At 69.8% G+C, this 23,120-nt stretch carries 24 protein-coding genes; 7 read left to right on the top strand and 17 right to left on the bottom strand.

Going from position 1 to position 23,120, the window contains the following annotated elements:
* Positions 1-5 precede the first annotated feature (5 nt).
* The 4 genes from B7K22_RS10160 to fabG all read right to left on the bottom strand — a co-directional run bounded on the left by B7K22_RS10160 (position 6) and on the right by fabG (position 2,663).
* The gene (locus tag B7K22_RS10160) at positions 6-560 is read right to left on the bottom strand and encodes a pyridoxamine 5'-phosphate oxidase family protein (RefSeq protein WP_084040139.1); all 555 of its coding nucleotides are present in this window, start codon (positions 558-560) and stop codon (positions 6-8) included.
* 36 nt (positions 561-596) lie between these two features.
* Positions 597-1,106 carry a histidine phosphatase family protein gene (locus B7K22_RS10165; RefSeq protein ID WP_159448839.1) on the bottom strand — a complete coding sequence of 170 codons (510 nt, stop codon included), beginning with the start codon at positions 1,104-1,106 and terminating at the stop codon, positions 597-599.
* 4 nt (positions 1,107-1,110) lie between these two features.
* Positions 1,111-1,878: an enoyl-ACP reductase FabI gene (gene fabI / locus B7K22_RS10170; RefSeq protein ID WP_084040141.1), complete on the bottom strand. Its 768-nt coding sequence runs from the start codon at positions 1,876-1,878 to the stop codon at positions 1,111-1,113.
* Between the two features lie 80 nt (positions 1,879-1,958).
* Positions 1,959-2,663 carry a 3-oxoacyl-ACP reductase FabG gene (gene fabG / locus B7K22_RS10175; protein WP_084040142.1) on the bottom strand — a complete coding sequence of 235 codons (705 nt, stop codon included), beginning with the start codon at positions 2,661-2,663 and terminating at the stop codon, positions 1,959-1,961.
* A 56-nt stretch (positions 2,664-2,719) separates the two neighbouring features.
* On the opposite strand from fabG, the gene B7K22_RS10180 reads away from it, so the two are divergent.
* Positions 2,720-3,565 carry an SURF1 family protein gene (locus B7K22_RS10180; protein WP_084040143.1) on the top strand — a complete coding sequence of 282 codons (846 nt, stop codon included), beginning with the start codon at positions 2,720-2,722 and terminating at the stop codon, positions 3,563-3,565.
* A gap of 91 nt (positions 3,566-3,656) precedes the next feature.
* On the opposite strand, the gene B7K22_RS10185 is transcribed toward B7K22_RS10180, so the two are convergent.
* Positions 3,657-5,255 carry an ABC-F family ATP-binding cassette domain-containing protein gene (locus tag B7K22_RS10185; RefSeq protein WP_084040144.1) on the bottom strand — a complete coding sequence of 533 codons (1,599 nt, stop codon included), beginning with the start codon at positions 5,253-5,255 and terminating at the stop codon, positions 3,657-3,659.
* A gap of 140 nt (positions 5,256-5,395) precedes the next feature.
* Between B7K22_RS10185 and B7K22_RS10190 the strand changes: the two genes are divergently transcribed.
* The 4 genes from B7K22_RS10190 to B7K22_RS10205 all read left to right on the top strand — a co-directional run bounded on the left by B7K22_RS10190 (position 5,396) and on the right by B7K22_RS10205 (position 9,325).
* Positions 5,396-6,058: a biotin transporter BioY gene (locus B7K22_RS10190; RefSeq protein WP_159448840.1), complete on the top strand. Its 663-nt coding sequence runs from the start codon at positions 5,396-5,398 to the stop codon at positions 6,056-6,058.
* A gap of 9 nt (positions 6,059-6,067) precedes the next feature.
* Complete coding sequence (locus B7K22_RS10195) at positions 6,068-6,775, top strand: energy-coupling factor ABC transporter ATP-binding protein (protein ID WP_084040146.1); 708 nt, start codon at positions 6,068-6,070, stop codon at positions 6,773-6,775.
* Positions 6,772-7,797 carry an energy-coupling factor transporter transmembrane protein EcfT gene (locus tag B7K22_RS10200; protein ID WP_084040147.1) on the top strand — a complete coding sequence of 342 codons (1,026 nt, stop codon included), beginning with the start codon at positions 6,772-6,774 and terminating at the stop codon, positions 7,795-7,797. Before B7K22_RS10195 ends, B7K22_RS10200 begins: the two co-directional genes overlap by 4 nt.
* Positions 7,798-7,891: 94 nt before the next feature.
* On the top strand, positions 7,892-9,325 hold the full coding sequence (locus B7K22_RS10205; RefSeq protein WP_084040148.1) for a basic amino acid/polyamine antiporter: 1,434 nt from the start codon (positions 7,892-7,894) through the stop codon (positions 9,323-9,325).
* A gap of 226 nt (positions 9,326-9,551) precedes the next feature.
* Here the strand turns inward: B7K22_RS10205 and B7K22_RS10210 are convergent, their stop codons facing one another.
* The 10 genes from B7K22_RS10210 to B7K22_RS10255 form a co-directional block, all read right to left on the bottom strand.
* Positions 9,552-10,826: a hypothetical protein gene (locus B7K22_RS10210; protein ID WP_084040149.1), complete on the bottom strand. Its 1,275-nt coding sequence runs from the start codon at positions 10,824-10,826 to the stop codon at positions 9,552-9,554.
* 224 nt (positions 10,827-11,050) lie between these two features.
* Positions 11,051-11,608, bottom strand: coding sequence for a DUF1697 domain-containing protein (locus tag B7K22_RS10215; RefSeq protein ID WP_084040150.1), 558 nt, complete (start codon positions 11,606-11,608; stop codon positions 11,051-11,053).
* A gap of 37 nt (positions 11,609-11,645) precedes the next feature.
* Complete coding sequence (locus tag B7K22_RS10220) at positions 11,646-11,978, bottom strand: metal-sulfur cluster assembly factor (protein WP_084040151.1); 333 nt, start codon at positions 11,976-11,978, stop codon at positions 11,646-11,648.
* A complete protein-coding gene (gene sufU / locus B7K22_RS10225) occupies positions 11,975-12,436 on the bottom strand; it encodes a Fe-S cluster assembly sulfur transfer protein SufU (protein WP_084040152.1) in 462 nt (153 codons plus the stop codon). The genes B7K22_RS10220 and sufU overlap by 4 nt, the downstream gene beginning before the upstream one ends.
* Positions 12,433-13,707 carry a SufS family cysteine desulfurase gene (locus B7K22_RS10230; RefSeq protein WP_084040153.1) on the bottom strand — a complete coding sequence of 425 codons (1,275 nt, stop codon included), beginning with the start codon at positions 13,705-13,707 and terminating at the stop codon, positions 12,433-12,435. The genes sufU and B7K22_RS10230 overlap by 4 nt, the downstream gene beginning before the upstream one ends.
* A 13-nt stretch (positions 13,708-13,720) precedes the next feature.
* The gene (gene sufC / locus B7K22_RS10235; protein WP_084040154.1) at positions 13,721-14,476 is read right to left on the bottom strand and encodes a Fe-S cluster assembly ATPase SufC; all 756 of its coding nucleotides are present in this window, start codon (positions 14,474-14,476) and stop codon (positions 13,721-13,723) included.
* Between the two features lie 24 nt (positions 14,477-14,500).
* A complete protein-coding gene (locus tag B7K22_RS10240; RefSeq protein ID WP_084040155.1) occupies positions 14,501-14,842 on the bottom strand; it encodes a non-heme iron oxygenase ferredoxin subunit in 342 nt (113 codons plus the stop codon).
* On the bottom strand, positions 14,839-16,032 hold the full coding sequence (sufD, locus tag B7K22_RS10245) for a Fe-S cluster assembly protein SufD (RefSeq protein WP_234983459.1): 1,194 nt from the start codon (positions 16,030-16,032) through the stop codon (positions 14,839-14,841). The genes B7K22_RS10240 and sufD overlap by 4 nt, the downstream gene beginning before the upstream one ends.
* Complete coding sequence (sufB, locus tag B7K22_RS10250) at positions 16,029-17,468, bottom strand: Fe-S cluster assembly protein SufB (protein ID WP_084040489.1); 1,440 nt, start codon at positions 17,466-17,468, stop codon at positions 16,029-16,031. The genes sufD and sufB overlap by 4 nt, the downstream gene beginning before the upstream one ends.
* Before the next feature lie 2 nt (positions 17,469-17,470).
* Positions 17,471-18,121, bottom strand: a complete 651-nt coding sequence (locus tag B7K22_RS10255; protein ID WP_084040156.1) for a metalloregulator ArsR/SmtB family transcription factor — start codon at positions 18,119-18,121, stop codon at positions 17,471-17,473.
* Positions 18,122-18,490: 369 nt separating this feature from the next.
* Here B7K22_RS10255 and B7K22_RS10260 point away from each other — a divergent pair, with 369 nt between their 5' ends.
* Together B7K22_RS10260 and ilvA are read left to right on the top strand one after the other, a co-directional pair.
* Positions 18,491-19,399 carry a heme A synthase gene (locus B7K22_RS10260; RefSeq protein ID WP_084040157.1) on the top strand — a complete coding sequence of 303 codons (909 nt, stop codon included), beginning with the start codon at positions 18,491-18,493 and terminating at the stop codon, positions 19,397-19,399.
* A gap of 10 nt (positions 19,400-19,409) precedes the next feature.
* The gene (gene ilvA, locus B7K22_RS10265; RefSeq protein WP_084040158.1) at positions 19,410-20,651 is read left to right on the top strand and encodes a threonine ammonia-lyase; all 1,242 of its coding nucleotides are present in this window, start codon (positions 19,410-19,412) and stop codon (positions 20,649-20,651) included.
* 66 nt (positions 20,652-20,717) lie between these two features.
* Here the strand turns inward: ilvA and B7K22_RS10270 are convergent, their stop codons facing one another.
* The gene (locus B7K22_RS10270; RefSeq protein WP_084040159.1) at positions 20,718-21,374 is read right to left on the bottom strand and encodes an NUDIX hydrolase; all 657 of its coding nucleotides are present in this window, start codon (positions 21,372-21,374) and stop codon (positions 20,718-20,720) included.
* Positions 21,375-21,377: 3 nt separating this feature from the next.
* Positions 21,378-23,072 carry a CTP synthase gene (locus tag B7K22_RS10275; RefSeq protein WP_234983460.1) on the bottom strand — a complete coding sequence of 565 codons (1,695 nt, stop codon included), beginning with the start codon at positions 23,070-23,072 and terminating at the stop codon, positions 21,378-21,380.
* Positions 23,073-23,120: the final 48 nt, after the last annotated feature.

A 23,120-nucleotide genomic window follows, 5' to 3' on the forward strand; every position in this document is an offset into this window, starting at 1 on the left:
GTCCCTCAGACGCGCTCGTGCGGCGCGAGCGCAGGCAGCCCGTCGAGGCTTGTCGCGTTCTTGCGCTGCCAGTAGTCGCGGAGGCCGTCGGGGCCCTTCCCTCGTGCCCAGCGGTTGAGCTGCTCGCGGTCGCGCTCGTAGGTCATCTCGGGCACGGACATCCCGCAGGAGTCGCTGATGCGGTCGGCGGTGACGACCACGATGGCGCGCGCGCCGGGCAGGTCGGGGAAGAGTGCCGCCATCTCGCCCCACGCGTCGCTGTCGCGCGTGATCACCTCTGCCGTGCCGTGGATGCGGGCGATCATCGGCGGGCCGTCGAACGCGCACCACATGAGCGTGATGCGGTTCAACGCCCGCACGTGGGCGATGGTCTCGGAGCCCGAGCCGGTGAGGTCGAGGTAGGCGACGCGGCGGTCGTCCAGCACCACGAGGGTGCCCGCGCCTCCCTTGGGAGACACGTTGACCAGGCCATCGGCCGCTGCGGTCGCGACGAAGAACATCGGCTGGCGCCGGATGAAGTCGCCGATGAAGCCGTCGAGCGAGTCGTGCTCCGTCGCCATGGGCCCCTCTCGAAGGTCGCGCCGCGCCTGCGGCTGCTACTCGACGTCGCGGCCGGAGATGACGGCGGTGAGGCGCGCGGTGCGCGAGCCCAGCGAGTCCCACGGGCCGTCGAACTCGAGCACGGCGGCCGTGCCGGTGGACAGTCCTTGGGCGATGCTCTTGAGCGCGTCGGTGCTCGAGCCCGGGCCCGCGACGTAGGCCGCAGCGGCCGAGGACGTGGGCTCGTGCCCGACCATCACGGCCACCTCGACGTCCTCGAGCTCGCGCGCCACGCTCAGGAGGCCCTCGACGTCCGTCTCGTAGAGCCCGTCCACCGTGCGGGTGTCGACTCCCTCGAGGGCTGCGGACATCAGCTTCCAGGTCTGCTGCGTGCGGGTCGCCGGAGACACCAGCGCGACCTGCGGCGCGAGGCTCGCGGCGGCGAGCTCCTGCCCAAGCTTGGTGGACGCCTTCCGTCCGATGAGGGCGAGCGTGCGTTCCATGTCCTGGAGGCCAGGTGCGGGCGCCTCGGCCTTGGCGTGACGGGCGATGATCAACGTCGGCATGGCTTCACTGTCCCATCGCGTGGACGCCACCGTCCACATGGATCATCTCGCCGGTGGTCGCGGGGAACCAGTCGCTCAGCAGCGCGGTGACGGCCTTCGCGGTGGGCTCGGTGGCCTCGGAGTCCCAGCCCAGGGGCGCGCGCTGCGACCACACGCCCTCCATCTGGTCGAAGCCGGGGATGTTGCGCGCTGCCGTGGTCTTGATGGGACCGGCCGACACAACGTTGCAGCGGATGCCCTGCGGCCCGAGGTCGCGCGCGACGTAGCGGTTCACGGCCTCGAACGCGGCCTTGGCCACGCCCATCCAGTCATAGACAGGCCACGCATAGCGGCCGTCGAAGGTGAGCCCCACGATCGACCCGCCGTTGCTCATCAGCGGCGCGGCGGCCTGAGCGAGGGCCTTGAGCGAGTACGCGGAGATCTGCATGGCCGTGGCCACGTCCTCCCACTCGCCGGACATGAAGTTGCCGCCCATCACGCTCTGGGGGGCGAAGCCGATCGAGTGGACCACGCCGTCGAGGTGCGGCACGTGCTCCTTGACCTGGTCCGCCAGGGCTCCGAGGTGCTCGGGGTTGGTCACGTCGAGCTCGACCACGGGTGCCGCGACGGGGAGCCGGCGGCCCATGGCCTGCGTGATCTTGAGGGTGCGGCCCACTCCGGTGAGGACCACGGTCGCGCCCTGCTCCTGGCTCAGGCGCGCGACTTCGAACGCGATCGAGCCTTCAGTGAGGACGCCGGTGACGAGGACATTCTTGCCATCAAGGATTCCCATGGCTCGAAGCCTAGCGGGGTCGGGCGGCGACCCTCACCGCATGCCGGGCGTGCCCCGGGAACCCGGCACGCGCATCGGCGCTAATGCCCCATCCCAAGGCCGCCGTCGACCGGGATGACGGCACCGGAGACGTAGCCGGCGTCCTCTGACGCCAGGAACAGCGCCGCGGCGGCGACCTCGTCGGCGCTGCCGAACCGCTTCGCGGGGATGGTCGCCTCGTACTGCTTGACCGTGTCCTCGGCCAGCTCCGCCGTCATGTCGGTGGTGATGAAGCCCGGCGCGATGACGTTGGCGGTGATGCCTCGGGCGCCCAGCTCGCGCGTGATGGACCGCGCCAAGCCCACGAGCGCGGACTTGGACGACGAGTAGTTGACCTGGCCGGGGTTGCCCATGAGACCCACGACCGATCCCACGAGCACGATGCGCCCGAACCGCTGCCGGATCATCGACTGCGAGGCGCGGCGCACGCACCGGAACGTGCCGGTGAGGTTGGTGTCGAGCACGTCGGAGAAGTCCTCGTCCGTCATGCGCATAAGGAGGCCGTCACGGGTGATGCCGGCGTTGGCGACCAGGACCTCGACGCGGCCGTGGCGCTCCTCGAGCGCATCGAAGGCGGCGTTGACGGCCTCCGAGTCCGTGATGTCCGCGATCTCGCCATCGACGCCGTCAGGCAGCGTGCCGCTGCGGTGGAGGGACGAGACGGTGTAGCCGGCGGCGACGAACCGCTCGGCGATCGAGCGGCCGATGCCGCGGTTGGCTCCGGTGACGAGGACGTGTCGAGACATGGTGGCAACGGTAGTCCACGGGCGGAGGGCGCACGTGTCGCGACTAGCATCGGGGGGTGTCCAGCCACCACCCTTCCGTCCTGCGGATCATCGCGACCATGGCGGTGTGCCTCGCGGTGAGCGCGGTCGCGGTGATGCTGGGCTTCTGGCAGCACGGCAGGCATGTCGAACGCGCCGATGCGCGGGCCGCCTTCGACGCGGCCGTCCAGGAGGCGCCGGCGTCCGTGGCGCAGGTGGTGCCTGCGGGAGCCGACGAGCTTCCGGACGGCGCCGAGTGGCGCACCGTCACCGCCATGGGCACGTTCGCTCCCGACTCCCTGGTGGTCCTGCGGTCGCGGCCCGTCGACGGCACGCCGGCGTGGCAGTATCTCGCGTGGCTCGACACCGACGATGGACGCTCCCTGCAGGTGAGCCTGGGCTGGATCCCTCGGCCGGGGCCGAACGAGGATCCCGCGGTGCCCACGCTCGATTCCGCGACACCCGTGACCGTGACGGGGGTCCTGCGCGCATGGGAGCCCGACGACGGCAAGGAGCCCACGGCGCGGTCGGTGACGCGCATCGCGCCCGAGCAGCTGCCGGAGCCTGCGCACGAGCCCGTGCCGGGCTACGTGATGCTGCGCGAGCTGTGCGAGGCCGGCACGTGCTCCCCCGCCGCCGTGGGCGAGCCGGTGCCGCTGCCTGCGCTGACGCTCGGCCCGCATCTCGCGTACGCGTGGCAGTGGTGGCTGTTCGCGGCCATGGCGCCCGTCGGCGGCGTGCTGCTGCTGCGGCGCGACGCGCGGCTCCACGCCGAAGGTGACGGCGGCGCCGAGCCGGCCCGCGCATCGGCCGCAGTCAAGTCGAAGCAGACCAAGCCGCGCCGGAGGCGGCTCAGCGACGAGGAGATCGAGGACGCTCTCTAGCCCTCCGTCAGGTGCGCGAATTGGGCCCAACTCGCGCGCCTAAGCGCTTAGATGAGCGAGTTGGGCCCAACTCGCGCGCCAAGAGGCGGGGTCACGCCAGCGAGATCAGGTCGCGATAGGAGCTGTTCCAGAGGTCCTCGACCGCGTCCGGAAGCAGCAGCACCCGCTCGGGCTCGAGCGCATCCACGGCGCCCTCATCGTGCGTCACGAGCACGACGGCACCCTCGTAAGAGTTGAGAGCATTGAGGATCTCGGCGCGCGAAGCGGGGTCCAGGTTGTTCGTGGGCTCGTCGAGCAGCAGCACGTTGGCCTGGGACACCACCAGCGTCGCGAGCGCGAGCCTGGTCTTCTCGCCGCCGGACAGCACCCGCGCGGGCTTGTCGGCGTCGTCGCCGCTGAACAGGAACGAGCCCAGCACGCCGCGCACCCCCGCGTCGTCGAGGTCGGGAGCGGCGTGGCGCATGTTCTCCTGCACCGTGGCGTCCAGGTCGAGCGTGTCGTGCTCCTGGGCGTAATAGCCCAGCTTGAGCCCGTGCCCGGCGTCGACGGTGCCCGTGTCGGCCTCCTCGACGCCGCCCAGCAGCCGCAGCAGGGTGGTCTTGCCGGCGCCGTTGAGGCCCAGCACCACCACCTTGGAGCCGCGGTCGATCGCGAGGTCCACGTCCGTGAACACCTCGAGCGAGCCGTAGTTCTTGGACAGGCCCTGCGCAGTGAGCGGCGTCTTGCCGCACGGCGCCGGCGTGGGGAACCGCAGCGCGGCCACGCGGTCGGACTGGCGCTCCCCCTCGGTCTCGGCGAGCATGCGCTCGGCGCGCTTGATCATCTGCTGCGCGGCGACGGCCTTGGTCGCGGAGGCGCGCATCTTGTTGGCCTGCGTCATGAGCGCGGACGCCTTCTTCTCCGCGTTGGCGCGCTCGCGGTGGCGGCGCCGCTCGTCGTCCTCGCGCTGCTTGAGATAGAGGTTCCAGCCCATCGCGTACTGGTCGATCGCGCCGCGGTTGGCGTCGAGGTGGAAGACCTTGTTGACCACGGTGCGAATCAGGTCGACGTCGTGCGAGATGACGATGAGTCCGCCGCTGTACTGCGACAGGAAGGTGCGCAGCCAGATGATGGAGTCAGCGTCGAGGTGGTTGGTGGGCTCGTCGAGCAGCAGCGTCTCCGCGTCGGAGAAGAGGATGCGCGCGAGCTCGACGCGGCGGCGCTGGCCGCCCGACAGGGTGCCGAGGGGCTGGCTCAGGATGCGCTCGGTGAGTCCGAGGTTGGAGGCGATGCGCTGCGCCTCGGACTCCGCGGCGTAGCCGCCAGCGGCCCGGAAGCGCTCCTCGAGGCGCGGGTAGCGCTCCATGGCCCTGTCGCGAGCGGCCTCATCCGAACCCGCCATGGCCTCCTCGGCCTCGCGCATCTTGCCAGCGAGCCCAGCGAGGTCGCGCACCTCGAGCACGCGGTCGATCGCGAGCTGCTCGAGGTCGCCGGTGCGCGGGTCCTGGGGCAGGTAGCCGATGCGCCCCTTCTGGATCGCCTTGCCGGCGGACGGCAGTCCCTCACCCGCCAGGATCTTGGTGAGGGTGGTCTTGCCGGCTCCGTTGCGCCCGACCAGGCCGATGCGGTCGCCGGCGTTCACATGGAAGGACGTGGCCTCGAGCAGCACTCGAGCGCCGATGCGCATCTCCAGTTCCTGGGCGGCGATCAACGAATTCCCCCTCGGGTGACGACGTGGTTCTTGTGCAGTCTCGACAACTTTGGCGCACAGGCGCCGGATCAGGGCCGATGCGCGGGCGCGGCTGGGTAGCGTGTGCGCCACACCCATTGTCCCATCAGGAGGAGAGGCCGATGCGCCGTCACGTCAACGGACCCAACGTCGCCCTGATCGCGGTCTTCGCCGCGTTCATCGCGGCGTCGACGGCGGTGCCGGAGATCACGCTCGCGTTCGGCGTGCCGCTGACGCTGCAGACGTTCGCCGTGGTGCTGGCGGGTCTGGTGCTCGGGCCGTGGCGCGGCTTCGCCGCCTTCCTGCTCTACCTGGTCGTGGGGCTCGCGGGCGCGCCCATCTTCGCGAACAACCTGGGAGGGATCGGCGTGCTCGCCGGCGCGACCGGCGGCTACCTCATCGGCATGGCCTTCGCGGCCATCGTGGTGGGCGCTCTCGCCGTGTGGAACCGTCGTCGCGGGACGCTCAACCTGGGGACGCTCATCCTGTCAGGGCTCGCATCGATCCCCGTGATCTACGCGGTGGGGGTGCCCTGGCTTGCGATGCGCACGGGCCTGCCGGTGTGGCAGTCGGCCGAAGGCTGCTCGAGCATCCTCGACACCTCGGACACGTGCGTGACCGCGCTCAGCGTGGGCGTGATCCCGTTCCTGCCGGGCGACCTCATCAAGGTGGTGCTCGCCGCCGTGGTGGCGAACATCATCCACCGCGCCTACCCGCAGCTGCTGCCGGGACGCCGTGTCCCGGTCGCGGAGACCGTGGACGCCAAGGAGTCCTCGACCGCCTAACCTTGACGCATGATCGAGTTCACGGGGGCCAGCGTCGTCGCGCCTGATTCCGGGGTGACGATCCTCGAGCCGACCACGCTGACGATCACCGAGCGCCACGTCTCCATCATCGGCGCCAACGGCGGCGGCAAGTCCACGCTCGTGAGGATGATCAACGGCCTCATCCCGCCCACGGAGGGCACGGTCGAGGTCGAGGGGCTCGACGTGGTCAAGCACGGCCCGCGCGTACGCCGGATGGTGGGCTTCCTCTTCACCGACCCGTCGGCGCAGCTCATCATGCCCACGGCCGTCGAGGACGTGATGCTGTCGCTGCGGCGCACCATCGACAAGAAGGACGAGCGCGCGGCCGCGGCGCTCGCCGCCCTCGACGAGATCGGACTGGGCGACCGCGCCGAGGTGTCCGTCAACGCCCTGAGCGGCGGACAGCGCCAGCTGCTCGCCCTCGCCGGCGTCCTCGCCGTTACTCCCAGCATCCTCATCGCCGACGAGCCCACCACGCTGCTGGATCTGCGCTGGCGCGCGCACGTGGGCGCCTTGCTGCGGTCGCTGCCGGTGCAGCTCATCGAGGTCACCCACGACCTCGACTCCGCGTCGCGCGCCGAGCGGACCATCGTCATCGACGAGGGCTCCGTGGCCTTCGACGGTGCCCCCTCCGAGGCCGTCGCGTACTACCGCGACCTGATGTTCGGGCGGGTGTCGCGGCGGGATCGCCCGTGATCTCGATGCTCGGGCTGTACCGCCCGCGTCAGACCCCGCTCCATGCGGCTCCGACGTGGCTCAAGGTGCTCGGGCTGATCGCGCTCTCGGTCACCACCGTGATGATCGAGGATCCGGTGACGTCCCTGGGCATCATGGGCGCGTGCCTGCTGCTGCTGATCTCGACCGAGCCGCCGCCCAAGGCCACGCTCTACGCGATGATGGGCACCGTCGTGGTGGCCGCGCTGTCGGGCTCCCTGCACATGTGGCGCGGCGACTACGCGCGCGCGATCGACATCGCGGCCGACCTCATCGCCGTGGTCGCCCTTGCTCTGGCGGTGACCTGCTCGACGTCGATGGCCGCGATGCTCGACTTCGTCTCCGCCGCAGCGCGGCCCATCCGGTTCATCCTGCCGCCCGAGACGCTGGGCCTGATGTTCGCACTGATGCTGCGCGCCCTGCCCGAGGTCGCGCGGCTCTATCTCGAGTCGCGGATCGCGGCGCGCGCTCGGGGCCTGGACCGTTCCGTGCGCGCCGTGGTGTTTCCCACCACCACGCGCACCGTGGGCTTCGCGCTGCAGCTGGGCCAGGCGCTGCACGCGCGCGGCATCGCCGAGGAGGCGCGCATGTCGCGGTCCGACCGCCGCGCCGAGCGCGCCGAGGCGCAGCGCGAGGCCGCCGCCGCACGAGGACTTGACGGAGGTGGCAGCGTGGATGCGGCCGATGCGCCGGCTGGCTCGAGCGGTGACGCGGCGGCGCACGGTGGAGCCGGTTCGGACTCGACGGCCGGTGCAGCTGGCCAGGCCGAGACCTCGCGCGGCGCGCGGAGGCGAGGCCGGCGCCCGCGGCGGTCCGCCGAGGCGGCTGCCGCAACAGAGGGCGCTACCGTGCCGACGAGCGCACCGACTCGGGCACGGGGCGACGACCATGCGCTGACCCGCGACGAGGCCTTCGACCTTCTGATGCGCGGCTCGTCCCGCGGCGCGCAGAGCCCTGACGCGGCCGCGCCGCGCACGCTGCCACCTGAGCTGCTGGAGCACTAGAGCCAGGGCGCTGCTACCAGGACAGTCTCCGGTGACGGGGATACGCTGAATCGCACGGCACCAGGCCGCCACACGATCCCTCCGAGGGGCGCACATGACGCAGCCGAGCACGGAACAAGCTCCCCCGGACCCCCGCGTCGGCACGCTCACCGCCCCCGTGCTGACGGCGATGGTGGTCGGCACCATGATCGGCGCGGGCGTGTACTCGCTGCCGTCGTCGTTCGCGGGATCCACCGGCGTCTACGGCGCGCTGGTCGCATGGGCCGTGGCGGGCGGCGGCATGCTCGCGCTCGCGCTCGTGTTCCAGCGCCTCGCCACAGTGAGGCCTGATCTCGACTCGGGCATCTTCGCGTACGCCAAGGCCGGGTTCGGCGACTATGTGGGCTTCCTGTCGGGCTTCGGATACTGGACCAGCGCGTGCGTCGCCAACGTGACCTACTGGGTGCTGATCGCCTCGACGGTCGGCACCATCGCGCCGGTCTTCGGCGAGGGCGACACCGTGGCCGCGTTCGCGCTCGGCACGGTGGGTATCTGGGTGTTCCACCTCATCATCCAGCGCGGGGTCCGGCGGGCGACGCTCATCAATGGCCTCGCGACCGTCGCCAAGCTGGTCCCGCTCGCGCTGTTCATCGTCGTCATCGCGTTCAGCGGCTTCTCGTGGAACACCTTCACCGACAACCTCGCGGGCGACCCGAGCCTCGGGTCGCTGGGCGACCAGGTACGGGCGACCATGCTCGTGACGGTGTTCGTGTTCATCGGCATCGAGGGCGCGAGCGTCTACTCGCGCTGGTCCAAGCGCCGCAAGGACGTGGGGCGCGCGACGGTGCTGGGCTTCCTGTCGGTGCTCGCGATCTTCGTGTCCGTCACCATGCTGTCCTACGGCGTGCTCCCCCGCGCCGAGCTCGCCGAGCTCCGGCAGCCGTCCGCCGCGGCGGTCCTTGAGGCGGCTGTGGGAACGTGGGGCGCGTGGGCCATCAGCATCGGACTCGTTGTTTCCGTGCTCGGCGCCTACCTCGCGTGGTCGCTGCTCGCGGTCGAGTCGCTCTACATGACGGCGCGCAGCGGCGACGCGCCGCGCTTCCTCGACCACGTGAGCACCCGCGGCGTACCCACGCGCGCGCTGCTCGCGACGTCGCTGGTCACGCAATTGTTTCTGTTGATCGCCATGACCGCGGAGAGCGCCTTCGACTTCTCACTCGAGCTCACCAGCGCGCTGGCAATCCTGCCCTACCTGCTGACCGCCGACTTCGGGCTCAAAGTCGCGCTCGGCGACCGGCGGATCGCCGGGCCGCTCGCTGCCGCGCTGGTCGCAACTGTCTACGCGCTCTATCTGGTGTATGCGATGGGGGCCACGTACGTGCTGCTCGCGCTCATCATCTACGCGCCGGCGTCGGCGATCTATGCCTACGCGCGCCGCGAGCGCGGCAAGCGCGCCTTCACCTTGCCTGAAGCAGTGCTGTGCGCGCTGGCGACTGCAGGCGCCGTGGTGGGTGTCATCGCGCTCGCAGGCGGGTGGGTCACGTTGTAGTCAACGGCCGATGCGCACGCCTACTCGACGCGGCGAGATAGGCAATAGCCGTTCGGGAGCTATGCATCTGCACTTGCTACGCCATTCACCGATACCGTGACGCCGAGCGCCCAACACCGGTGCAACACGCGAGTCGAAGGACACGATCTACGCAGTACCGACGCCGGTACGCGACCGGTGGTCACATCCTGACAGAAGAATGCCTGATAGATGCACCCAGCGCTCGTCAGGAGGAACGCCGACGTCGGTCCCGCACGCCGAGCGCATGGACAAAATAGGCGCGATCGTTCGCGACCCGTTGCTTGGCACGTACCGAGCCAATGAGCGCTGTAAGCGCTGGCTGGGCGAGTGCCGCAGCGGCCCCGACCACCTCCAGTCCAGCGAAGCCAGATGCAACTAGCAGTCCCAGGGACGTACCGACCGTCCTGGTCGTGTCACCGGAGGTAGAAAACAGATCCAGTAAGTTTCGGCGGAAAGACGCATGCTCGACGTGCACTCGCATGTCGTCGATCGCCGTCGAGACTTCGGCCTCCCAGAATATTTGGAGACGCCGCGCGTTCTCTGCTGCGTCGCTGGGAGAGAGGTCTACATTCCCGCTCATATCAAGCAAGAATCCTCGAAATGGGGCCAGGTACGGTGCCAGATCCTCACGGACGTCAACCACCTCATCGACCGGAAGATCCGAAATTCCGTCGACCATTCGCATCAATTCGACTGCGCCGGCCAGCCTTCGTGCGGACTGCACGTCTTCGCCAGAGACTCCACGCGTAGCTAGGCCAATAGACACTGCAGGATCGAGCATGACACCTGCGCGGGACGACGCCACAGAGTCAACGAGGCTAGAAACCATGCGAGCATGGGCCGTGTCCTCGCCCGAACGCTCGTCGAGCAGCTCCTGGAAGCGTGTGCGCACCGTCGGATCCCACGGGTCTTGGCGCAAGGTCGTCGTCGGTAGCGCGTTCAGCACCGGGCTCTGAAACAGATCTGCCAGCTGTCGGTGGTGCGCGGCACGCGCGTAGGACAGTGGCGCGACGCGATCAAGGAAGTCTCGTCCGTCGGATTCTCCACGACGTCGCATTTCGCGGAACGCCTCCGCGAAGTTGAACGACTCGACGGATTCGTCAACGGAGTCGCCGCTGCCGCTGAGAGCGCCTTCCTCGCGCTTGAACCACTTGGTCCAGTGATCGATTTCCGCGGGACTGAGCAGGTCTTCGTCCCGTATTCCCAAGAGGTCCATGACCTCCCGATCGCGACTCTCCGAAATCCAGAAAGCAAACCCTCGCGCGGGAATCAACATGGTAGCCGCGGAAGAGTCACGAAACTCTTCGAGATAGGCGTCAACTCTTGTCGTCTTCAGGACCGTGCGATCGGCTAGCAGCAGCGCCGGCTTGACGAAGTCCTCGTCGTAGCGGACAAGGCGAGGCACATCTGCCACCGAGACGGACTCTGCGTCGACCGCAACCGCATCAAACGGGCTGCTATAGAGATTGATCTCGTACATGGTTGGCCTCCGTGCGGCACTGTAGAGCCTGTGGCGGTCAACCTGCAATGCTCCGCACAGCCACCGAGCGTCCACTGTGCTTTCGCTACCGGCCTTCCCGGTGGATCATTCTCACTTCGCTCGCCAGACCGCGACTTCTCGTCCGGGCACACCCACGAGTGACCCTCCTGAGCAGTTTCGTCAGAACGCGTAGAGTGCTCGTCCACTTGCAGGCAGAGAGCCCGTCAGCGAGAAACTGCCGTTCCCGCGTGACCCCGCGCGCCGACCATCTCGGCCAGTGTGGTGGCAGTCCGCCAGTTGCGGATCGTCATGTCCTTGTAGAACGGCGTGGACATCACACGGTTCATGCGGCTCTTCGTACGCTGCGCGCTGAGGCGGCAAAAGTAGATCGCGCCACTCCCCTCCCACAGCGTGTCGACGCCCTCGCGCAGCGCGAAGGCGGCTGCCGCATCGGTCTCGCGTACGTGAGGGCGCAGGAAGGCGACGTCGTAGTGATACTCGTCCGGCTCCGTGCCGAAGCCAGCGGGCGCATCGTCCACGGCAGCGCGCATCGTCGCCGCGGAAATCGCCACGACGACGGTCTCGACGCCGAACTCGTCGAGCAGCACCCGCTCCACCAGCGACACCACACCAGCCTCGTCGAGCCCGGGCGCGAAGAGCACCACGTTCCCCGATTGGATGTACGTCTGCACCTCGGACACGCCGGCTACAGCATCCAGAGAAGCGCGCAACCCCGCCATGGGCACGGCATTGCACCCTCCCACGTTGATGCCGCGGATCAGCGCGACGTGCGTCGCGGCCGCGGCGGCTACACCAGGCTCAGACGTTGAAGCCCAGCGCGCGCAGCTGCTCGCGGCCGTCGTCGGTGATCTTGTCCGGGCCCCACGGCGGCATCCACACCCAGTTGATGCGGAACCCGTCGACGATCCCGTCGAGCGCCTGGCCGGTCTGGTCCTCGATGACGTCGGTCAGCGGGCAGGCCGCCGAGGTCAGCGTCATGTCGATCACGGCGTGCTGGTTCTCGTCGAGCGCGACGCCGTACACGAGGCCCAGGTCGACGACGTTGATCCCGAGCTCGGGGTCGATGACGTCGCGCATGGCCTCCTCGACATCCGCGGCGTTGGCCGGGGTCTTGGTACTCGTGTCAGTCATGACTCATCCTTTCGTGCCTGGATCAACGCATCCTTGAATGCCATCCATCCCAGCATGGCGCACTTGATGCGCGCCGGGTACTTGCCCACTCCGACGAACGCCGTCGCGTCGCCCAGCAGGTCCTCCTTGTCGTCGTCCGGGCCCTCGCCCTTGGCCTGCATGAGGTCGCGGAACGCGTCCATCGCCTGCTCGGCCTCGGCGAGGGTGTGGTCCTCGACCAGGTCGTGCAGCACGGAGACGGAGGCCTGCGAGATCGAGCAGCCCTGGCCCTCCCACGTGAGCGAGGCGACGCGGTCGCCGTCGAGGCCCACGCGCAGGGTGACCTCGTCGCCGCACGTCGTGTTGACCTGATGCGACTCCCCCACCTGGATCAATCCAGGATCGGCGAGCCCGCGGCCGTGCGCCTCGCGGGCGTGGTCCATGATGACCTGCTGGTACATCTGCTCGAGGCTGCTCATGCGCTCACTCCGAAGAAGCTCGGGACGGTGGCGAGCGCCTCGACGAAGGCGCGCGCGTCGTCAGTGGTCGTATACACGTGCGCCGATGCGCGGGTCGAGCCCGTGACGCCCAGGCGCCTGTGCAGCGGCTGGCCGCAGTGGTGGCCCACGCGCACCGCGATGCCGCGGTCGTCGAGCACCTGGCCCACATCGTGGGGGTGCACGCCGTCGATGGAGACGGCCGCGAGGCCGATGACGTCGGTCGCTTCCGCATCCCACGCCGGGCCCAGCAGGCGAGCGCCGGGAATCTCGGCGACGCCCTCGCGCAGGATGGCCGCGATCTCACGCTCGTGCGCAGCCACGTCGTCCATGCCGAGCGCGGTCAGGTACCTGGCCGCTGCCGCCATGCCCACCGCCTGGGCGACGGGTTGCGTGCCCGGCTCGTGGCGCATCGGCGCCTCCTGCCAGGTCGTGGACTCCATGGTGACAGTCTTCACCGCTCCCCCGCCAAAGACGGCAGGCGGCAGCGCGTCGAGCAGTTCCTTGCGCCCGTACAGCGCGCCGATGCCCGTGGGACCGAGCATCTTGTGGCCGCTGAAGGCCGCGAAGTCCACGTCCAGCCCTGCGAGATCCACTCCGAGGTGCGGCACGGACTGGCACGCGTCGAGCACGGTCAGCGCGCCCACGGCCTTGGCGCGCGCCACGAGGGTCGCGACCGGGCTGATGACGCCGGTGATGTTCGACGCGTGCGTGAACGCGAGCACCTTGGTCCGCTCAGTCACCACGGAGTCGAGGTGGTCGAGGTCCAGGCGGCCGTCGTCGTCCACGGGGATCCACCGCAGGGTCGCGCCGGTGCGGACGGCGAGCTGCTGCCACGGGACCAGGTTCGCGTGGTGCTCGGCCTCGGTGACGCAGATCTCGTCGCCTGGACCGATGCGGAAGCGCGCGGACTCCTCGCCGCCCACGCCCGCGGACGCGTTGCCGATCGCGGCGGCCACGATGTTGATCGCCGCCGTCGCGTTCTCGGCCCACACGATCTCGCCGGCGCCAGCGCCGACGAAGGCCGCGACCTCGGAGCGCGCTGCCTCGAACAGTCCGGTGGCCTCCTCGGCGAGGAAGTGCGCGCCCCGCGCCACGGCCGCGTTGTGGCGCTCGTTGAACTCGCGCTCGGCGTCAAGCACCGCGCGCGGCTTCTGCGCCGTGGCCCCCGAGTCGAGGTACACGAGCGGCTTCCCGTCCCTGACCGTGCGGGCCAGGAGCGGGAAGTCGTCGCGAACGTCGGCGAGGGTCATGGAGCTGCTCCGGTTACGCGCTTGCGAGGAAGCGGTCGTAGCCCTCGGCCTCGAGGCTCTCGGCGAGCTCGGGGCCGCCCTGCTCGGCGACGCGGCCGTTGACGAACACGTGGACGTAGTCGGGCTTGATGTAGCGCAGGATGCGCGTGTAGTGGGTGATGAGCATGACGCCCAGGCCCGTGTTCTCGGTGACGCGGTTGACGCCCTCGGAGACGATGCGCAGCGCGTCGACGTCGAGGCCGGAGTCGGTCTCGTCGAGGATCGCGATCTTGGGCTGGAGGAGCTCCATCTGGAGGATCTCGTGGCGCTTCTTCTCACCGCCGGAGAAGCCCTCGTTGACGTTGCGCTCGGCGAACGACGGGTCCATGCGCAGGTTCTCCATGGACTGCTTGACGTCTTTGACCCAGTGGCGCAGCTTGGGTGCCTCCCCGTCGAGCGAGGTCTTCGCGGTGCGCAGGAAGTTCGACACGGACACGCCGGGAACCTCGACCGGGTACTGCATGGCGAGGAACAGGCCCGCCTTGGCGCGCTCGTCGACGGACATGTCCAGCACGTTCTCGCCGTCGAGCAGCACCTCGCCGTCGGTGATCTCGTACTTGGGGTGGCCCGCGATCGCGTAGGCGAGCGTGGACTTGCCGGAGCCGTTGGGGCCCATGATGGCGTGCGTCTCGCCGGACTTGATGGTGAGGTCGACGCCCTTCAGGATCTGCTTGGTGCCCTCGGGGGTCTCCACGGAGGCGTGGAGGTTCTTGATCTCAAGGGTGCTCATGGTTGGTACCTCTCTCAGGTTCTGTCAGGAAGTCTTGGGGTTGTCGATGTCGACGAGCACGCGCTCGCCGTCGATGCGGACCGGGTAGGTCGCCACGGGGGTCATGGCAGGCAGCTCGTCCGGCTGGCCGGTGCGCACGTCGAAACGCGACCCGTGGGCCCAGCACTCGATGTAGCAGCCCTCGACGTCGCCCTCGGCCAGCGGCACCTCGCCGTGCGTGCACATGCCGCCGATGGCGAAGAACTCGCCGTCGTCGGAGCGCACGATCGCGACGGGGGTGTCGGAGCCGTCGGCGAGCGTGAGGTCCGCCTGGAGCGCGGAGCCCGGCGCCAGGTCGGCCACCTCGCAGGCGAGCTGCTCGCTCACGCCTGCTCCTCCGCGTAGTCCTCCTCGTAGTGCTCGAGCTCGAGATCGATCTCGCGCATGAGACCCTCCTCGACCTCCGGCACGCCGATCTGGTGGATGAGGTCGGCGAAGAAGCCGCGGACCACGAGCTTGCGAGCCTTGTCCTCGGGGATGCCGCGCGAGCGCAGGTAGAACATCTGCTCGTCGTCGAAGCGGCCCGTGGCCGAGGCGTGTCCCGCACCCTCGATCTCGCCGGTCTCGATCTCGAGGTTCGGCACCGAGTCCGCGCGCGCGCCGTCCGTGAGGACCAGGTTGCGGTTGAGCTCGTAGGTGTCCGTGCCCTCGGCGGCGGCGCGGATCAGCACATCGCCGATCCACACGGCACGCGCCGTCTTGCCGGCGAGCGCGCCCTTGTAGGCCACGTTCGAGTGGCACTTGGGGGCGTTGTGGTCGATGAACGTGCGGTGCTCGAGGTGCTGGCCCGAGTCCGAGTAGTACAGGCCCAGCAGCTCCGCGGAGCCGCCCGAGCCCTCGTACTCGGCGGTGACGCCCAGGCGCACGACCTTGCCGCCCAGCGACACGGCCACGTGCTTGTAGGTCGCGTCGCGGCCCACGCGGGCGTGGTGCGTGCCGGCGTGCACCGCGTCGTCGTCCCACTGCTGGATGGAGACGACCTTGAGGTGCGCCCCGTCGCCCGTCACGACCTCGACGTTGCCGGCGTGCGCGCCGGTGCCGCGGTGCTCGAGGATGACGGTCGCCTCAGCGAACTGGCCGGCCTCGAGGACGATGTGCGAGCGCGACGTGGCCTTGCCCGTCACCGCGATGCGGATGGGCTCGGTGACCTGCGTGTTGGCGGGAACCTTGACGTGCAGCGCACGCTCGGTTCCGGCCGATGCGATGGCGGCGATGCGGTCCTCCGGCACCAGCACGGTGCCGCGAGGCCCCTCCCCGGGGGCGAGCTCGCCGAGCGTCACGCCCTCGGGGGCGGTGACGTCGTAGTCGGCGCCGTCAGCGGGAGCGGCCGCCTGGTCGAGCACCGGCGCGAGGTCGCGCAGCGCGGAGAAGCGGTACTCCTCGTCACGCGGGCTCGGCATCTCGAACGCGTCCACGTCGAAGGACGTGAAGCGCTCGCCGCGCGAGCCCTCGGGGATGACGTCGCCGTGGCTGTGCGCGGCGTCGGCGGTGGCCTGCGAGTGATCGGTGGTGGTCAACCGACACTTCCTTCCATCTGCAGCTCGATGAGGCGGTTGAGCTCGAGGGCGTACTCCATGGGCAGCTCGCGCGCGATGGGCTCGACGAACCCGCGCACGATCATGGCCATGGCCTCGGTTTCCTCCATGCCTCGGGACATGAGGTAGAACAGCTGGTCCTCGGACACCTTCGAGACGGTCGCCTCGTGGCCCATGTGGACGTCGTCCTCGCGGACGTCGACGTACGGGTAGGTGTCGGACCGGCTGATCTGGTCGACGAGCAGCGCATCGCACAGCACGTTCGACTTCGAGTTCTTGGCGCCCTCGAGGACCTGCACGAGGCCGCGGTAGGACGTGCGTCCGCCGCCGCGAGCGACCGACTTGGAGATGATCGAGCTCGACGTGTTGGGGGCGGCGTGCACCATCTTGGCGCCCGCGTCCTGGTGTTGGCCCTCGCCCGCGAACGCGATGGACAGCGTCTCGCCGCGCGCGTGCTCGCCGAGCATGAAGATCGCCGGGTACTTCATGGTGACCTTCGAGCCGATGTTGCCGTCGACCCACTCCATGGTGGCGCCCTCGGCGGCCGTGGCGCGCTTGGTGACGAGGTTGTACACGTTGTTCGACCAGTTCTGGATGGTCGTGTAGCGCACGCGGGCGTTCTTCTTCACGATGATCTCGACCACCGCGGAGTGCAGCGAGTCCGACGAGTAGATGGGCGCGGTGCAGCCCTCGACGTAGTGCACGTACGAGCCCTCGTCCGCGATGATCAGCGTGCGCTCGAACTGGCCCATGTTCTCCGTGTTGATGCGGAAGTAGGCCTGCAGCGGGATCTCGACGTGGACGCCCGGCGGGACATAGACGAACGATCCGCCCGACCACACGGCAGTGTTGAGCGCCGCGAACTTGTTGTCGCCGGCGGGGATGACGGTGCCGAAGTACTGCTCGAACAGCTCGGGGTGCTCCTTGAGCGCCGTGTCCGTGTCGAGGAAGATGACGCCCTGCTCCTCGAGGTCCTCGCGGATCTGGTGGTAGACCACCTCGGACTCGTACTGCGCGGCGACGCCGGCGACCAGGCGCTGCTTCTCCGCCTCGGGGATGCCGAGCTTGTCGTAGGTCGCCTTGATGTCCTCGGGCAGGTCCTCCCAGCTGGTGGCCTGCTTCTCCGTGGAGCGCACGAAGTACTTGATGTTGTCGAAGTCGATGCCCGACAGGTCCGAGCCCCAGTGAGGCATGGGCTTCTTGCCGAACAGCTTGAGGCCCTTGAGGCGCTGGTTCAGCATCCACTCGGGCTCGCTCTTCAGGGCCGAGATGTTGCGGACCACGTCCTCGCTGAGGCCACGCGCGGCGATCGCGCCGGCCTCATCGGAGTCGTGCCAGCCGTACTCGTAGCCGCCGATCGACGCGATGATCTCCTCATCGGTCTGCTGAACCGGGGCGTTGTCGGTGGGGGTGCTCATGGTCATCCTTCCTTGGCGGCCACCGCAGTGACCGGGATGGTGGTGGTGCACACGTGGGCTCCGCCTGCCAGGGTCGACAGGCGCTGGACATGGACGTCGAGGATGCGGGAGAACGCGCGGGTCTCCGCCTCGCACCACTCAGGTGCCTCCTCGGCGATGGACTGGACGGGGCAGTGCCCCTGACACAGCTGAACGGTGTAGCCGCCGGGTCCGGGTCGCACGGAGGTGGCGTAGCCCTGGTCGGCCAGAGCGCGGGACAGCGCCTCGACGCGCTCCTCCATTGTCGCATCCTCGGGCATGGCCGCGCGCAGCCGAGCCTCGAGTTCGGCGAGCTTGGCGTCCACGAACTCGGTGAGGTTGCCGTGCTCGCGCATGAAGCTCACGGCATCGACGGCGACCGAGGAGTATGCGGTGGTCAGCGAGCGCTGGCCCTCCGTGGTGGCCACATACGACTTCGCCGGACGCCCGCGCCCGCGAACGTGGGTGCCGGGCTGCTCGTGCTCGGTGATGAGCGAGTCGTCGGCCAGCGCGGAGAGGTGGCGGCGCACACCCGCTGGCGTCACGCCGAGCTCCGCCGCGAGGGTCGCGGCGGTGATGGGACCGGCAGAGGCGATGAGCCCCAGCACGCGATCCCGGGTGGTGTCGGTTCCCACGGTTCGCTCCTCACGCACGGCTGTCCAGCGTCTGTCGCGCAGATAGGTCTGGAGGGGTGTCCTTCTAGGAACGATTGTCGTGCCGAAAATACTCCCTCGCAAGCAAGGGAAGCCTTACTAGCGCGTTGCGTAATTCGCCGCACAGGCACCCGCGCATCGGCCCTCCGACTCCTCCCCGACAGTTCCCAGCGACAGTTCCGAACACTCGGTTCGCGACACGCGGGCGATGGTCGCCCGTTGCGCGGACAACGCCGCGCGTCGGCCGGCAATTGTTCGGGACTGTCGGCGGTCCGGCTGGGGCGACGTCGTCGCGTAGGACGGGCCGATGCGCGGGTCGGGTGGCGCACACGCGGCACCTAGGATTGTGGGGTGCTCACCCGCCTGCTCGACCTGATCGCTCGCCGCGCCCGGTTCTTCCTGCTGGCCAACGTGGTCGCGCAGGCCGGCATCATCGTCACCGGCGGCGTGGTGCGACTCACGGGGTCGGGACTGGGCTGCTCGACGTGGCCGCAGTGCGAGCCCGGCAGCTTCACGCCGGTATTCCACGCGGAGAACTGGCTCCACCCCGCCGTCGAGTTCGGCAATCGGCTGCTGACATTCGTCCTCGTGATCGTCGCGCTGGGCGTCGCGATCTCCGTGTGGCGCACCCGCCGCGACCTGCGCTGGTACGGCCTGGTCCCTGGCGTCGGCGTGATCCTCCAGGCCATCGTGGGCGGCATCACCGTGCTGGTCGAGCTCCACCCTCTCGTGGTTGCGCCGCACCTGCTGCTGTCGACCGCGCTGGTCTGGTACTCGGTGTGGCTGACGCTCGCGCACCGCCGCGCTCCGCGCCGCGAGGGCGCGCCCATGGTCGCCCACCGCGCGCTGCTCGTCGTGCTGGTCGCCACGATCCTCGTGCTCGGCGCGCTCACGACCGGCGCGGGGCCCCACTCAGGCGACATCGACGCGACCGAGCGGCTCGCGCTCGACCCTGCACTCATCGCCCGCGCGCACGCCGCAGCGGTGTGGGGCTTCATCGTCGTGCTTGCGGCGCTCGTCTGGCGCGTGCGCCGCGATCGCTCCGAGGGAGCACGGGACGAGGTGCGCAAGGCGTGGGTCGCGCTCGTGGCGGTCACGCTCGCGCAGGGGCTCATCGGCTACGTCCAGTACTTCACCGGCCTGCCCGAGGCCGTCGTCGCGCTGCACCTGGTGGGGATCGGCGCCTTCACCGCCGCCGCATCGGCCCTGAACTATCTGCTCGCGGCCACCGGCCGCGGCCTCGCCGTCACGCGCGCGTAGGCTGGCGCGCATGAGCCCGCACGAGGTGACGCTCGCCCACGTCGAGCAGGCGGCTGCCGCCCTCGCCGGCATCGCGCAGCGCACCCCCGTCGACCACGCGACGCACCTGAGCGACGTGCTCGGCGTGCCCGTCACGATGAAGCTCGAGAACCTGCAGCGGACGGGCTCGTTCAAGCTGCGCGGCGCGACGTATCGGCTGTCGCGACTGTCGCCGGACGAGCGCTCGCGCGGCGTGGTCGCGGCCTCCGCGGGCAACCACGCTCAGGGCGTCGCCTTCGCGGCGCAGCAGCTCGCGATCGACGCGACCATCTTCATGCCGCTGGGCGCCCCCGTCCCCAAGCTGCTCGCCACCAAGGGCTACGGCGCGACCGTCTTCACGGACGGCGCGACCGTCGAGGAGTGCCTTGCGCTCGCGCACGAGCACGCCGCACGCACCGGAGCCGTCATGGTCCACCCGTTCGACCACCCGGACGTCATCGCCGGCCAGGGCACCATCGGCCTGGAGATCTGGCAGGACGTGCCCGACGTCGAGACGGTCGTGGTGCCGGTGGGCGGCGGCGGGCTCATCGCCGGCATCGCCGTCGCCGTCAAGGAGCTCGCGGCCCGGGAGGGGCGTGCGGTGCGAGTGGTGGGCGTGCAGGCGGCGACCGCTGCGTCCTATCCCGCCTCGCTCGCCGAGGGCGAGCCCACCACCGTCGAGCGCGGCACGAGCATCGCCGATGGCATCGCCGTCGCACGTCCGGGCGACGTCACCTTCCCCCTCGTGCGCGACCTCGTCGACCAGGTCGTCACGGTCGAGGAGGACGATCTTGCGCGCGCGGTGCTCGAGGTCCTCGAGCGCACCAAGCTCGTGGTCGAGCCCGCCGGCGCGGCAGGCGTCGCAGCGATCCTCGGCGGTCTGATCGAGCCCACCGGCCCCACCACCGTGCTCCTGTCCGGCGGCAACATCGACCCGCTTCTCATGCAGCGCATCATCGCGCTGGGTCTCGTGGCATCGGGCCGCTACATGACCATGCGCATCCCACTGCCCGACCGCCCGGGCCAACTGGCGCGCGTGTCCGAGATCCTCGCCAGCGTGGGCGCGAACGTCATCGAGGTGCTGCACACCCGGCACGACCTGGGCCTCACCGTCGGCGACGTGGTGCTCCAGATCAGCGTCGAGACCCGCGGGCAAAACCATCAGGCCGAGGTCGTGAGCGCGCTGCGAGACGCCGGCTTCGAGCCGCAGGTCGCCGACGCCCAGGGAGATTGACGCGCAGGGAGCTTGACGGGCACGGAGGTTGAGGCACGCGGACGTCGACGGGCGCGTGCGCGGACGTCAGCGCGTGAGGCGCGTCGCCTCCGGGCGCAGCCACGGCGCCCGGGGGTCGCGCAGTCCCGCGAAGCCGTCGCGGCGCGCGCGGTCGGCCGCGAGCAGGCCGGCGACGGCGGAGGATGCGTGAATGCGCCCCTCCAGGATCGCGACGACGGCGTCGTCGAGGGGGACCCAGGCGCCGATCATGTCCGCCTCCTCGTCTTCGCGCTCGTGGCGCTCGGACTCGGGCACGGGGGCGAGGTCGCGCGCGAGGAACACCCGCACGGCCTCCGACACGCCGCCGCCGGACGGGTAGTAGTCCACCAAGGTGTGCCACGTCGAGGCGGCGAGGTCGGCCTCCTCGTGCAGCTCGCGCCGTGCGGCCTCGAGCGGATCCTCGCCCGCGAGGTCGAGCAGGCCGGCCGGGGGCTCCCAGCACTCCGCTTGGACGGGGTGGCGGTACTGACGCACCAGGTAGACGCGCTCGTCAGGGTCGAGCGCGACGATCACGACCGCGCCCGTGTGCCGCACGTAGTCCCGAGTGACCACGCCGGCGTCGCCCAGGTCCACGCGGTCGCTCGCGACGTCCCACACCTTGCCGTGGAAGCGCTCGAGCGTCTCGAGCACCGGCCGCGACGAGGGGACGTCCTCGAGCGACGTCGGCACCGACGAGTCCGTCACGACTCAGGCGCTCGCCGGCGCCGCGCTGGCCTCGGCGCTCGCCGCCTCGCGCACGGCGAGGGCAGCACCGATGAGACCGGCGAACAGCGGGTGCGCCTTCGTGGGCCGCGACAGGAACTCCGGGTGCGCCTGCGTGGAGATGTAGTACGGGTGCGTGTCGCGCGGCAGCTCGACGAACTCGACGAGCTCGCGGTCGGGCGACTCGCCCGAGACCACCAGGCCTGCCTCCTCGAGCTGGGCGCGGTACTTGTTGTTCACCTCGTAGCGGTGACGGTGGCGCTCCCCCACCGAGGCCGCTCCGTAGGTGTCCGCGGCGACCGAGCCGGCCTTGAGGACCGCCTGGTACTCGCCCAGGCGCATCGTGCCGCCCAGGTCGCCCTTGCCGTCGACGATCTCGAGCTGCTCCTCCATGGTCGCGACCACGGGGTGCGGCGTGTCGGGGTCGAACTCCGAGCTCGACGCGCCCTCCAGGCCCACGACGTTGCGGGCGTACTCCATGACCATGGTCTGGAGACCCAGGCAGATGCCGAGCGTGGGCACCTTGTTCTCGCGGGCCCAGCGCAGCGCGCCGATCTTGCCGTCCACGCCGCGCACCCCGAAGCCGCCGGGCACGAGCACGGCGTCCACGCCGCCCAGCGCCCGCTCGGCGCCCTCGGGAGTCTGGCACGTGTCCGACGCGACCCAGCGCAGGTTGACCTTCGCACTGTGGTGGAAGCCGCCGGCGCGCAGCGCCTCGCTCACCGACAGGTAGGCGTCGGGCAGGTCGATGTACTTGCCGACCAGCGCGACCTCGACCTCGTGCGAGGGACGGTGGACGCGGTTCAGCACGTCGTTCCACGCGCCCCACTCGACATCGTGGAACGGGAGGTTCAGGCGGCGCACCACGTAGGCGTCGAGGCCCTCCGAGTGCAGCACGCGCGGGATGTCGTAGATGCTGGGCGCGTCGATCGCGTTGACGACGGCGTCGGGCTCGACGTCGCACATCAGCGCGACCTTGTTCTTGACCGACGGCTGGACGGGCCGGTCCGAGCGCAGCACGAGCGCATCGGGCTGGATGCCGATGCTCCGCAGCGCCGCCACGGAGTGCTGGGTGGGCTTGGTCTTCTGCTCGCCCGAGGGGCCGATGAACGGCACCAGCGACACGTGCAGGAAGAACACGTGGTCGCGACCCACGTCGTGGCGGACCTGGCGCGCGGCCTCGAGGAACGGCTGCGACTCGATGTCGCCGACCGTGCCTCCGACCTCGGTGATGATGACGTCGCACTCGGGTCCGGCCTGATCGCGCATGCGCCGCTTGATCTCGTCAGTGATGTGCGGGATCACCTGCACGGTGTCGCCCAGGTACTCGCCGCGACGTTCCTTGGCGATCACCTGCGAGTACACCTGGCCCGTGGTGACGTTCGAGCTGGCCGACAGCTTGACATCGAGGAAGCGCTCGTAATGGCCGATGTCCAGGTCGGTCTCCGCGCCGTCGTCCGTGACGAACACCTCGCCGTGCTGGAACGGATTCATCGTGCCCGGATCCACGTTCAGGTAGGGATCGAGCTTCTGCATGGTCACGCGCAGTCCGCGCGAGCGCAGCAGGCGCCCCAGCGAGGATGCGGTGAGCCCCTTGCCCAGGGAGGAGACGACGCCCCCCGTGACGAAGATGTGACGGGTGACATGGTCCGTGCCGGACGAGAATCGCGTTCGCTCCACGGGCTTCAACTCTAACAGCGAATCGGCCGCGCGGACACGGACACGACG

The sequence above is a fragment of the Demequina sp. NBRC 110053 genome (assembly GCF_002090095.1).
In the GTDB taxonomy this organism is placed as follows: Bacteria; Actinomycetota; Actinomycetes; order Actinomycetales; family Demequinaceae; genus Demequina.

What these genes read in the sequence shown, in the direction of transcription:
- B7K22_RS10195 (WP_084040146.1), top strand. Translation starts at nt 6,068, where the DNA reads ATGATCGAGTTCACGGGGGCCAGCGTCGTCGCGCCTGATTCCGGGGTG.
- fabI (WP_084040141.1), bottom strand. Translation starts at nt 1,878, where the DNA reads ATGGGAATCCTTGATGGCAAGAATGTCCTCGTCACCGGCGTCCTCACT.
- fabG (WP_084040142.1), bottom strand. Translation starts at nt 2,663, where the DNA reads ATGTCTCGACACGTCCTCGTCACCGGAGCCAACCGCGGCATCGGCCGC.
- B7K22_RS10190 (WP_159448840.1), top strand. Translation starts at nt 5,396, where the DNA reads ATGCGCCGTCACGTCAACGGACCCAACGTCGCCCTGATCGCGGTCTTC.
- B7K22_RS10160 (WP_084040139.1), bottom strand. Translation starts at nt 560, where the DNA reads ATGGCGACGGAGCACGACTCGCTCGACGGCTTCATCGGCGACTTCATC.
- B7K22_RS10220 (WP_084040151.1), bottom strand. Translation starts at nt 11,978, where the DNA reads ATGACTGACACGAGTACCAAGACCCCGGCCAACGCCGCGGATGTCGAG.
- B7K22_RS10230 (WP_084040153.1), bottom strand. Translation starts at nt 13,707, where the DNA reads ATGACCCTCGCCGACGTTCGCGACGACTTCCCGCTCCTGGCCCGCACG.
- B7K22_RS10165 (WP_159448839.1), bottom strand. Translation starts at nt 1,106, where the DNA reads ATGCCGACGTTGATCATCGCCCGTCACGCCAAGGCCGAGGCGCCCGCA.
- ilvA (WP_084040158.1), top strand. Translation starts at nt 19,410, where the DNA reads ATGAGCCCGCACGAGGTGACGCTCGCCCACGTCGAGCAGGCGGCTGCC.
- B7K22_RS10205 (WP_084040148.1), top strand. Translation starts at nt 7,892, where the DNA reads ATGACGCAGCCGAGCACGGAACAAGCTCCCCCGGACCCCCGCGTCGGC.
- sufC (WP_084040154.1), bottom strand. Translation starts at nt 14,476, where the DNA reads ATGAGCACCCTTGAGATCAAGAACCTCCACGCCTCCGTGGAGACCCCC.
- sufU (WP_084040152.1), bottom strand. Translation starts at nt 12,436, where the DNA reads ATGAGCAGCCTCGAGCAGATGTACCAGCAGGTCATCATGGACCACGCC.
- sufB (WP_084040489.1), bottom strand. Translation starts at nt 17,468, where the DNA reads ATGAGCACCCCCACCGACAACGCCCCGGTTCAGCAGACCGATGAGGAG.
- B7K22_RS10210 (WP_084040149.1), bottom strand. Translation starts at nt 10,826, where the DNA reads ATGTACGAGATCAATCTCTATAGCAGCCCGTTTGATGCGGTTGCGGTC.